Source organism: Actinoalloteichus fjordicus (assembly GCF_001941625.1).
GTDB classification, from domain to species: Bacteria; Actinomycetota; Actinomycetes; order Mycobacteriales; family Pseudonocardiaceae; genus Actinoalloteichus_A; species Actinoalloteichus_A fjordicus.
In genome coordinates this window covers 3797394-3809994 of record NZ_CP016076.1, presented here as the reverse complement: position 1 = coordinate 3809994, position 12601 = coordinate 3797394, and the positions used below count along the sequence as shown (strand labels likewise).

The window sequence follows — 12601 nt, the reverse complement described above, 5'->3', positions numbered from 1 at the left end:
CAGCACCACCCGGTGGAGCGGACTTTCCCCGACGCCAGGCGGAACCGACCGGCCGAGTCGGGCACCGACGATGTCGACCACGCCCACGACTCCGCCACGATCCCGGGCAGCACCGCGCGGTCGCAGCTCGATCGCGCCGTGGCAGGCCCACCCGAGCACCTGGGTCGAGGCTCGCGGAGCAGCACCGTACTGCGGAGCGGGTGCTCTCGGTCGAGTACCGGTTCGCCACGGTGGCGCGTTCGGCCCGGCGAGTACTCCCCGCAGGAGCTCCCGGATCGGCATCTCGAGGCACGAACGGGAGCAGGGGCCACAGCCGTCCCCGCCAGGCAGCAGGGCTGACAGCCGGATCGCGCGGCTCAGCCATGGGTCGCGCCACGCGTGGATGGTGGTTCGACGTGATGACCAGGGCAGGTTCCGAGCCGATCGCGATCGTGGGTATCTCCTGCCGCTTCCCGCAGGCCCCCGATCCCTCGGCCTTCTGGCGGTTGCTGACCGACGGCATCGATGCGATCCGGGACGCCCCTGTCGATCGGTACCCGGCAGGCACTGCGGCCGGGTACCTCGACGAGGTCGATCGATTCGACCCCGCCTTCTTCGGGCTCTCGCCGAGCGAGGCCGCCATGATGGATCCGCAGCAGCGGCTCGTGCTGGAACTGAGCTGGGAAGCCCTGGAGAACGCGGGCATCCTGCCCGGGACGCTCGCGGGCGGACCGGCCGGGGTGTTCGTCGGCGCGATGGCCGAGGACTACCGCGCGCTGGCGGGGCTGGACGGTTCGTCCGGCCGGTACGTGCTGACCGGGCTCTACCGCAGCATGATCGCCAATCGCATCTCCTACTTCCTGCGGCTGCACGGTCCGAGCCTGACCGTGGACACCGGACAGTCCTCCTCGTTGGTCGCGGTGCACCTCGCCTGTGAGAGCCTGCGCGCCGGGGAATCCGGCCTCGCCCTCGCAGGCGGGGTGCAGCTCAATCTCGTGCCGGACGGCACCGCGCACCTTGCCGCGCTCGGAGTGCTCTCCCCGGACGGACGTTGTCACACCTTCGACCACCGGGCGAACGGGATCGTGCGCGGCGAGGGCGGCGGGTTCGTCGTGCTCAAACGGCTGGCCGATGCCGTGTCCGACGGTGACACAGTGCACGGGGTCATCCTCGGCAGTGCGACCAACAACGACGGCGGTGGTGCGAACCTCACCGCACCGAGCGAGACGGCGCAGCGCGACCTGCTGCGGACCGCCTGCCGCAGCGCCGGGGTCGAACCCGCCGAGGTGCAGTACGTGGAGCTGCACGGCACCGGCACCCGGGTCGGCGATCCGATCGAGGCCGCCGCGCTCGGGGCCGCACTCGGCGCGGAACGGTCCCCGGCGACACCATTGCTGGTCGGCTCGGTGAAGACCAACATCGGACACCTGGAGGGCGCCTCGGGCATCGCGGGCCTGCTGAAGACCGTGCTCGCGTTGCGCCACGAGGAATTGCCGCCCTCGCTGAACTTCGAACGGCCCAATCCGGCGATCTCGCTGCCGGAACTGGGGTTGCGCGTGCAGACCGCGCGTACCGGCTGGCCCGGGCCGGACCACCCGCCGGTGGCCGGGGTGTCCTCCTTCGGGATCGGCGGCACCAACTGCCATGTGGTGCTTGCCGGCTACGCCGAGGCATCGGTGACCGGGGAGCCCGGGGCCGGGTCCGGCGCGCCGGGCGCGGGTCTGGCAACACCGACCTGGCTGCTCTCCGCGCGGAGCCGACGGGCGCTGCGCGGACAGGCCGAACGGCTCGCCGCGTTCGCCGAGGAACAGGCGGACCTGCCGGTGGAGGCGATCGGCGCGGCGCTGCGGGATACCCGCACCACCTTCGAGCACCGCGCGGTGGTGCAGGCGGCCACCCGCGCGGACCTGATCGAGGCGACCCGTGCGCTGGCGCTCGGGGAGCCGGACCCGAGGCTGACCGCAGGCGTGACCGACGCCGAGGGCGAGGTCGTCTTCGTGTTCCCCGGCCAGGGTGCGCAGTGGGCGGACATGGCGGTGGAGCTGCTCGACACCGTGCCGGTGTTCGCCGAGCACGTCGAGGCCTGCTCCCTGGCACTGGCCCGACATACCGGATGGTCGGTGCTCGATGTGCTGCGCGGTGTCGAGGGCGCCCCGGACCTGGGGCGGACCGCCGTGGTGCAGCCGGTGCTGTTCGCGATGTCGGTGTCACTGGCACAGACCTGGCGGGCCGCCGGGATCGAGCCCGCCGCGGTGATCGGTCATTCGCAGGGCGAGGTCGCGGCCGCCCATGTCGCGGGGGCATTGTCCCTGGACGATGCCGCGAAGATCGCCGCCCTGCGGGTCGGCATCACCACCGACCTTCTCGCCGACTCCGGTGGCGGGATGCTCATTCTCGGGACGAGCGCGCAGGACTACCGCGAGCGGTTCGCTGAACTGGCGCCGGGGGTGTCGATCGCCGCGTTGAACGGCCCGGAATCCATCGTGCTCGCCGGGCCCCAATCGACGCTGGACGCATTCGCCGAGCTCGTGGCCGCGCAGGGCGTGCGGTGCCGGGGCGTGCGAGCGGCCGAGTTCGCCTCGCACTCACCCGCCGTGGAACCTGCGGAACAGGCCCTGCGCGCCGCCTTCGCCGGTATCGAGCCCCGCCGGTGCCCGGTGCGCATCCTCTCCACGGTGACCGGCGACTGGGTCGACGGTGCCGACCTGGACGCGGACTACTGGTACCGCAACCTGCGAAGCACCGTCCGGTTCGAGCCGGGCGTCCGGGCACTCGCCGCGTCGGGGCACGACTTCTTCATCGAGGTGAGCCCGCACCCGATCCTCGTTCCCGCCATCGAGGACACTCTCGCCGGGGAGACCCGGCTCAGGGTCGTGATCGGGACGCTGCGTCGCGACGAGCCCGCCGTGCTGAACCTGTTGTCCGGGGCGGCGCAGCTGCACGTCCGAGGGCTCTCCCCGGACTGGAACGGTCTGCTGCCGTCGGCCGGTGCCGAGCGGGTGGAACTGCCCACCTACGCCTTCCAACGCCGTCGTCACTGGCTGGACGGCTCCGCGCCAGAGGGTGATCCGGAGCAGGCCGCGCGCAGTGCGTCAGAGTGGGAAGCCCTCATCGTCCGCAGGCTCGGCGGCATCATCGGCGACGGTGCGGCGGTGGATCCGCGCGCCACCTTCAAGGATCTCGGCTGCGATTCGATGTCCCTCGTCGAACTACGCGCCCAGGTCGGCGCGACGATCGGACGGCCGATCCCGGTGTCCGTGCTCTTCAGCTACCCGACACCCGCAGCGCTCGCCGGCCACCTCGCGGCCGAGCAGCCCGACGATGTCGACCTCGGTGCCACCGAGGCTGCCGGGGTTCCTGATCTCGCGGAACCGCTGGCGATCGTGTCGATGGCCTGCCGATTCCCCGGCGGGGTCGTCTCGCCGGAGCAGTTGTGGGACGTCGTGGCCGCAGGCGGCGACGTGGTGTCGGACTGGCCCCAGGACCGAGGTTGGGATCTGGCAGGCAGCTACGACCCGCAGCCCGGCCTGCCAGGCAGGTCCTACGCAAAGGAGGGCGGGTTCCTTACGGGCGCGGGCGGGTTCGACGCAGACTTCTTCGGGGTGTCCCCGCGTGAGGCGCTGGCGATGGACCCGCAGCAGCGGTTGCTGCTCGAGGTGTCCTGGGAGGCCGTGGAGCGGGCCGGGCTGGCTGCGAATTCCCTGCAGGGCAGCGACACCGGGGTGTTCGTCGGCACCACGACGCAGGAGTACGGCGCCCGCCTGCATGAGGCTGCGGACGATTCCGGCGGCTACACCCTGACCGGCACCGCGGCGAGCGTCGCCTCCGGCCGGATCGCCTACACGCTCGGCCTGCTGGGGCCCTCCATGACCGTGGACACCGCATGTTCGTCCTCGCTGGTGGCCCTGCACCTGGCCGCGCGGGCGCTGCGCCAGGGCGAGTGCTCGATGGCGTTGGTCGGTGGGGCGACGGTGATGGCCACGCCGGGGGTCTTCGTGGAGTTCAGCAGACAGCGGGGACTGGCACCGGACGGGCGTTGCAAGGCCTTCGCGGAGTCCGCCGACGGCACCGGCTGGTCCGAGGGCGTCGGTGTGCTGCTGGTGGAGCGGCTCTCAGACGCCCGGCGCAACGGGCATCCGGTGTTGGCGGTGGTGCGGGGTTCTGCGGTGAACTCCGATGGCGCCTCGAACGGCCTCACCGCGCCGAATGGCGTCGCGCAGCAGCGGGTGATTCGGCGTGCGTTGGCGGATGCGGGTCTTGTCGCGTCGGAGGTGGACGCGGTGGAGGCGCACGGGACCGGGACCACCTTGGGTGATCCGATCGAGGCGCAGGCGTTGTTGGCGACTTATGGTCGGGATCGCCCGGCGGATCGGCCGTTGTGGTTGGGGTCGTTGAAGTCGAATATCGGTCATTCCCAGGCTGCGGCCGGGGTCGGCGGCGTCATCAAGATGGTGCAGGCGTTGCGCCATGGGGTGTTGCCGAAGACCTTGCATGTGGATGTGCCGTCGTCGCATGTGGACTGGGATGCGGGTGCGGTGCGGTTGTTGACGGAGCAGGTCGAGTGGCCTGCGGTGGACCGGCCTCGGCGGGTCGGGGTGTCCTCCTTCGGGATCTCCGGCACCAACGCGCACGTGATCGTCGAGGAGGCGCCGGAACCCGCCGAGGTGGTGGCAGGCCCCGATGCCGAACCCGGGGTGGTGCCGTGGTTGCTGTCGGCCCGTTCGCCTGCGGCGTTATCGGACCTGGCGGGCCGGTTGGCCGAGCAGGTCGGTGCGGATTCGGATCTGTCGCCGGTGGACACCGCCTTCACGTTGGCGGTGGCCCGCGATGCGATGGAGCACCGCGCTGTGGTGATCGGGGCGGAGCCCGCCGAACTGCTGGCCGGATTGGGAATGGTGCCCGAGAACTTCGATCGCGCCGGTTCCGTCGGTCGGGTGGTTCTGGTGTTTCCGGGTCAGGGTTCGCAGTGGGTGGGGATGGGTCGGGAGTTGTTGGGGTGTTCTCCGGTGTTCGCTGCGCGGTTCGCGGAGTGCGGGGAGGCGTTGGCCCCGTGGGTTGACTGGTCTCTTGTCGCTGCATTGGATGATGAGGGGTTGTTGGCGCGGGTTGATGTTGTTCAGCCGGTGTTGTTTGCGGTGTTGGTGTCGTTGGCTGCGGTGTGGGAGTCCTTTGGTGTTCGGCCGGATGCGGTGGTGGGTCATTCCCAGGGTGAGATCGCCGCGGCGGTGGTGGCGGGTGGCTTGTCGTTGTCTGATGGCGCGCGGGTGGTGTGTGCTCGTTCCCGGTTGATCGCCCAGACCCTGGCGGGGGGCGGCGGGATGCTGTCGGTGGCCCTGCCCGAAGACGAGGTCCGCTCCCGCCTCACGACGTTCGACGCCGGTGCCGACGCCGATGCCGATGCCGGTGCCGGTGGTGTGTCGGTGGCGGCGGTGAACGGCCCGTCGTCGGTGGTGGTCTCCGGCGAGCCCGTCGCCTTGGCCGGCTTCGCCGAGGGGTGTGAGTCCGAGGGTGTTCGGGTGCGGTGGGTTGCGGTGGATTATGCGTCGCATTCCGAGCAGGTGGAGCGGCTCGAAGCGGACTTGCTGGCGGTGTTGGCGGAGGTCACGCCGCGCAGCAGCGAGGTGGGTTTCTTCTCCACGGTGACCGGTGACTGGATCGAGACCAGTGAGTTGGATGCCGGGTATTGGTATCGGAATCTTCGTCAGACGGTGCATTTCCACTCTGCGATCACTGCGTTGGCGGAGCAGGGCTACACCGGATTCGTGGAGTCCTCACCGCATCCGGTGCTCACGATGTCCATCCAGGACACCCTGGACGGTCCGGGCTTCCTGGACGAAGACGGGCTGTTGGTGACTGGGACGCTGCGGCGGGACGACGGTGGGCTGCGCCGGTTGTACGACAGCGTGGGCCAGGTCTGGATGCGTGGTTATCCGGTGGACTGGGCCTCGGCCTTCGGCGACCACTCCCGGCGGGTGCCGCTGCCCACCTACCCGTTCCAGCACACCCGCTACTGGTTGGAAACGCGGCAGGCCGCGCGCCGCGACGAGGCCGTGGACGACTGGCGCTACCGCATCGCCTGGGCGGACCTCGCCTCGGACGCCCACGCACGACTTTCCGGCACCTGGCTCGCGGTGACCACCGGCGGGCACGAGCCGGATCTGTACACCGAGCTGGCCGGTCGGGGCGCGGTCATCCGCACCGTCGCCCTCGGCGAAGAAGGCGAGCTCGCCGAATCCCTGCGGGCCGCCGCCGACGAACCACCCGTGGGCGTACTGCTGCTGCTCGGTTCGGACGACGCCGGGCCGACCCTCGTCCCGGCCGGACTCGACGCGATCACCCGACTGCTCCGGGCCCTCGCCGAGGCCGAGATCTCCGCGCCGCTGTGGTGCGTCACCCGTGGCGCCGTCTCGACCGGCGACACCGACCGGCTGGCCAGCCCGGACCAGGCGACCGCCTGGGGCCTGGGCCTGGTCGCCGCGCTGGAGCACCCGCGACGCTGGGGCGGACTGATCGACCTCCCGGCGCAGGACGGCGACTGGGCGGGGGCACTCGCCGCAGCCCTCACCCGCATGGACGGCGAGGACCAGCTCGCGATTCGCCCGGACGGCGTCTACGGCAGGCGGCTGGTCCGCGCGCCGTTGCCCGCACACGCCGGGCAATCCTTCCGGCCAGCCGGCACGGTCCTCGTCACCGGCGGCACCGGCACCCTCGGCGCGCACATCGCACGGTGGCTTGCTCGCGCCGGTGCCGATCACCTCGTGCTCGTCGGCCGCCGAGGCGCCGCCACCGACGGTGTTCCCGAACTCGTGGCCGAACTGGAGGAGGCGGGTACCGAGGTGACCGTCGCGGCCTGCGACATCACCGATCGCGCCGCAGTGGCCGACCTCGCGGCCCGGCTGGCCGCCGCCGGGCACCCGGTGCGCAGCATCGTGCACGCGGCCGGGATCGGTGTCCTGGAACCGCTCTCCTCCCTAGGCGTCGAGTCGATGGCCGAGGTGCTCGCCGCGAAGGTCGGCGGGCTGCGCACCCTCGACGAGGTGTTCGACCTCGCGGCCATGGACAAGGTGCTGCTGTTCTCCTCGATCTCCTCGGCCTGGGGCGTGGCCGACCACGGCGCCTATGCCGCCGCGAACGCCTACCTCGATGCCTTCGCCCGACAGCGGTGGGCCGACGGCGCGCCGATCCGGTCGATCGCCTGGGGACCCTGGGGCGGCGGCGGGATGATCCCCGAATCCTTGCAGGACGTCCTGCGCAGACGCGGGGTGCCGGTGCTCGACCCGGCCACCGCTGTCCGAGGCCTGGAGCGGGCTGCGGGCGAGGACACCCCGTTCCTCGCCATCGCCGAGGTGGACTGGCCGCGCTTCCTGCCGGTCTTCTCCTCCACCCGAACCAGCACCTTGTTCACCGCCATCGCCGAAGAGCAGGAGAACACCGGCCCGGCGGTCCCGCCACAGGGCAGCAGGATCCGAGCGGAACTCGCAGGCCGATCCGGCGCCGAACGCAAGCGGGCCCTGCTCGAACTCGTGCAGAAGCACACGGCGGCCGTGCTCGGGCACACCGGGCGCGAATCGGTTGCCGGACAGCGCGCGTTCACCGAACTCGGCTTCGACTCGCTCACCGCGGTGGAACTGCGCAACCGGCTGACCGGGGCGACCGGCCTGCGCCTGCCCGCCACCCTGGTCTACGACTACCCGTCCCCGACGGAACTCGCGCACCACCTGGAGATCGGCCTGTTCGACGACGGTGGCGCGGCGGTGGCCCCGGTGGGGGCGGCCACGGTCGCCGATCCGGCGGAACCGATCGCGATCGTCGCGATGAGCTGTCGGCTGCCCGGCGGCTTGTCCAGTCCCGAGGAACTGTTCGAGTTCGTCGCCGCAGGCGGCGACGCGATCGGCACCTTCCCGCTCGACCGTGGCTGGGACCTCGCCGCACTCTTCAACGAGGATCCGCAGGCCCGAGGGCGCAGCTACGTCCGCGAGGGCGGGTTCCTCCAGGACGTCGCCGGATTCGACGCCGGGTTCTTCGGAATCTCGCCCCGCGAGGCGCTGTCCATGGACCCGCAGCAGCGGCTGCTGTTGGAGACCTCCTGGGAGGCCCTGGAGCGGGGCGGGCTCGACCCGCGTTCGCTGCGTGGCAGCCAGACCGGCGTGTTCGTCGGGCTCGGCGAGCAGTACTACGGATCGGTCCTGCGGCGGGACGAGAGCGCGGACGAGAGCTACGCGGTCACCGGCGAGGCAGGCAGCGTCGCCTCCGGCCGGATCGCTTATGTCCTCGGGCTGGAAGGCCCCGCGCTCACCATCGACACCGCCTGCTCCTCCTCCCTGGTCGCCATGCATCTGGCGGTCCGGGCGCTGCGTGCCGGGGAGTGCGGACTGGCGCTCGCGGGCGCGGCCATGGTGATGTCCACCCCAGCGCAGTTCAGCGGTTTCAGCTCGCAGCGGGGTCTGGCGCCGGATGGCCGGTGCAAGTCCTTCGCGGAGGCGGCCGACGGATTCGCGTTGTCCGAAGGTGCCGGGATGCTCGTCCTCGAGAGGCTGTCGGACGCCCGGCGCAACGGGCACGAGGTGCTGGCGGTGGTGCGCGGTTCCGCAGTGAATCAGGACGGTGCCTCGAACGGTCTGACGGCGCCGAACGGCCCGTCGCAGCAGCGGGTGATCCGGCAGGCGTTGACGAATTCCGGTCTCGAGGCGTCCGAGGTCGATGTGGTGGAGGCGCACGGGACCGGGACCACCTTGGGTGATCCGATCGAGGCGCAGGCGTTGTTGGCGACCTATGGTCGGGATCGTCCGGCGGAGCGGCCGTTGTGGTTGGGCTCGGTGAAGTCGAACATCGGCCACACCCAGACCGTGGCGGGGCTGGCGGGCGTGATCAAGATCGTCGAGTCGATGCGACGCGGGATACTGCCGAAGACCCTGCACGTGGACGCGCCGACCTCCCACGTGGACTGGGATTCGGGTGCGGTCCGACTGCTGACGGAGCAGGTGGAATGGCCGGATACCGGCGAGCCTCGACGGGCGGGCGTCTCCGCGTTCGGGATCAGCGGCACCAACGCACACGTCGTGCTGGAACAAGCACCGGACCAGCCGGAGACCGCCCCGCCGCCGGAGACTCTTCCGGTGGCGCCCTGGGTGCTGTCGGCGCGGTCGGCCCAAGCGCTGCGGGCGCAGGCCGCCCGGCTGGCCGAGCACGCCGGTTCGCGCCCCGAACTGTCCGCGATGGATCTGGGCTGTTCGCTGGTGGCCGCGCGATCGGCCCTCGAGATCCGCGCGGTGCTGGCAGGCGATCGGGACGAACTGCTCGCCGGGCTCCACACGATCGATACCGGCGTGGTGAGCGGTCCTGCTGGTCGGGTGGCCTTGGTGTTTCCGGGTCAGGGTTCGCAGTGGGTGGGGATGGGTCGGGAGTTGTCGGAGTGTTCTCCGGTGTTTGCTGCGCGGTTCGCGGAGTGTGGGGAGGCGTTGGCGCCGTGGGTTGAGTGGTCTCTTGTCGCTGCTTTGGATGATGAGGGGTTGTTGGCGCGGGTTGATGTTGTTCAGCCGGTGTTGTTTGCGGTGTTGGTGTCGTTGGCGGCGGTGTGGGAGTCGTTTGGTGTTCGGCCGGATGCGGTGGTGGGTCATTCGCAGGGTGAGATCGCCGCGGCGGTGGTGGCGGGTGGCTTGTCGTTGTCTGATGGCGCGCGGGTGGTGTGTGCTCGTTCCCGGTTGATCGCCCAGACCCTGGCGGGGGGCGGCGGGATGCTGTCGGTGGCCCTGCCCGAAGACGAGGTCCGCTCCCGCCTCACGACGTTCGACGCCGGTGCCGGTGCCGGTGTGGTGTCGGTGGCGGCGGTGAACGGTCCGTCCTCGGTGGTGGTCTCCGGGGAGTCCGAGGCGTTGGCCGGGTTCGCGGCGCTGTGTGAGTCCGACGGGGTTCGGGTGCGGTGGATCGCGGTGGACTACGCCTCGCATTCCGAGCAGGTCGAGCGGCTCGAGGCCGATCTGCTGGCGGTGTTGGCGGAGGTGACGCCGCGCAGCAGCGAGGTGGGGTTCTTCTCCACGGTGACCGGTGACTGGATCGACACCGCCGAACTCGACGCCGCGTACTGGTATCGGAATCTTCGTCAGACGGTGCATTTCCACTCCGCGATCACCTCGTTGGCGGAGCAGGGCTACACCGGATTCGTGGAGTCCTCACCGCATCCGGTGCTCACGATGTCCATCCAGGACACCCTGGACGCCCTGGAGGTCGACGGCGCCCTGGTGACCGGGACGCTGCGCAGGGACGACGGTGGGCTGCGCCGCTTGTACGACAGCGTGGGCCAGGCCTGGGCGCTGGGGTATCCGGTGGACTGGACCCCGGCGTTCGGCGACCACTCCCGGCCGGTGCCGCTGCCCACCTACCCGTTCCAACACACCCACTACTGGCCCGACGTGCCGGTGCCGGACGGCGCCGTCGACTCCTGGCGCTACCGGCTGGAATGGACCTCGATCGACCCGCCGGAAAACCCGGACTCAGGCGGAACCTGGTTGCTGGTCGCCCCCGACGCCTGCCGCTCGCTCGCCGAGGCCTGCGCGCGGGGAATGGAGAGCAGCGGCCAGAAGGTCGTGTCGGTGGAGGTGGACCACGACGACCGGTCCCGGCTTGCCGAACGCCTTCGCGCGGCCACCGACGACCACGACCTGCGCGGCGTGCTGTCCCTGCTGGCCACCGACGGCAGACCGGAACCCGACGCGCCTGCCCTGCGCCGAGGATTGACCGGGACCTTCCGACTCGTCCAAGCCCTGCTCGACATCGGGGTGGAAGCCCCGCTGTGGACGGTGACCACCGCCGCAACCGCCGCAGCAGGCGAACCGGTTGACCACCCGGATCAAGCTGCGGCCTGGGGTTTCGGCATCGTCGCAGGCCTGGACCTGCCCGATCACTGGGGCGGTCTGATCGACCTGCCTGCCGCACCCGGTGAACAGGACATCGAGTTGCTGTGCGCGGCCCTGTCCGGTGCAGGCGACGAGGACCAGCTCGCGGTGCGTTCCGGAGGACTCCACGGCAGGAGACTGGTCCGGGCGAACCAGCCCGAACTCCCCGGCACCCCGTGGACCCCGCGCGGCACCGCGCTGATCACCGGCGGCACCGGTGCGCTCGGTGCGCATGCCGCCCGTTGGCTTGCCGCGAACGGCGCCGAGCACCTGGTGCTCACCAGCCGCAGCGGCAGCGCCGCTCCGGGAGCCTCGGAGTTGACGGCCGAGCTGACCGCCCTCGGCGCCGAGGTCACCATCGCAGCCTGTGACGTCGCAGACCGGGACGCGGTGGCGGACCTGCTGCGCTCGCTGCCCGAACCGCCCGCCGCGATCGTGCACGCCGCCGGGATCGTCGCCCCCGAGACCCCGCTCACCGATCTCGAGCTCACCGACTTCACCGCGATGTTCGGCGCCAAGGTCGCCGGAGCACGGCATCTCGACGAACTGACCAGCGGGCTCGACCTGGACGCCTTCGTGTTGTTCTCCTCCGGCGCAGGGGTGTGGGGCAATGCCAGGCAGCCCGGCTACGCTGCGGCCAACGCCTACCTGGACGCGCTCGCCCATCGGCGGCAGGCGCTCGGACTCCCCGCCACCGCCATCTCCTGGGGTGCCTGGGCGGGCGGCGGCATGGTGGATGCCCAGGAGGCCGTCCGGCTGCGCCAACGCGGCGTCCCCGCGATGGCGCCGGAGCTGGCCGTCACCGCGATGGAGCAGGCCGTCCGGTCGGGGGTGCCACACGTGGTGGTCGCCGACATCGACTGGACGCGGTTCGCGCCCACGTACACGCTGGTCAGGGCCCGCCCCCTCCTCGGTGATCTACCCGAGGTGCGTGCGCTCACCGAGGCCGAACCGGCCGTCGCGGTGGCGGCCGAGGACGACCGCACGGACTTCGCCAGGACGCTGGCCGGGCTCAGCCCCGCCGAGCAGCGGCGCTCGCTGATCGACCTCGTCAACTCCCAGGCCGCCAGGGTGCTCGGCCATTCGGGGACGCTCGCCGGAACGGGCCGACAGACCTTCCGAGAGCTGGGGTTCGACTCGGTGACCGCAGTCGACTTCCGCAACCGGCTCGGCACCGTGGTCGGGCTGCGGCTGCCCGCCACCCTCGTCTTCGATTTCCCCACCCCCGCCGCTCTCGCCGAGCAGCTGCTCGGAACCCTGGTGGTGCCCGACCACCGGCCCGACGATCGGGACCCGTTGGCCGAACTGGAGCGATTCGAGCTCGGATTGACCAGGACGCCGCCCACCGGGGCCGAGCGTGCCGAGCTCGCCACTCGCCTGGAAGCGCTGCTGCGCAGGTGGGGAGCTCCCGCCGTCGCCGATCACAGCGGCGAGGAGCCCGAGGACCTGTTGGACACCGCGACCGACGACGAGATGTTCGAGCTCATCGACAACGAACTCGGCCTCGCCTGACTCAAGCGGACCGGGCGGAAGGGGCCTCGATGAGGCGGACAGCCGACCACCTATTCGGGGGAGACCCCGCCTGCCCGCGAACTTCCGGTGTCGATCCTCGGACTGACAGCGCCGAGACGACCGTTACGCCCCGACCGACGGACACCACCGAGGGCGGCAGCGCTCACCCGCTGCAGCCTGCCCGCAGCCGAACCCACTGAGGAGACAGGACGACATGC

At 71.2% G+C, this 12601-nt stretch carries 1 protein-coding gene; it reads left to right on the top strand.

Annotated features, from left to right (window positions below):
• Nucleotides 1-398 precede the first annotated feature (398 nt).
• On the top strand, nt 399-12383 hold the full coding sequence (locus UA74_RS32955) for a type I polyketide synthase (RefSeq protein WP_083683266.1): 11985 nt from the start codon (nt 399-401) through the stop codon (nt 12381-12383).
• Nucleotides 12384-12601: the final 218 nt, after the last annotated feature.

Coding starts and splice junctions, on each gene's coding strand:
- UA74_RS32955 (WP_083683266.1), top strand. CDS start 399: ATGACCAGGGCAGGTTCCGAGCCGATCGCGATCGTGGGTATCTCCTGC.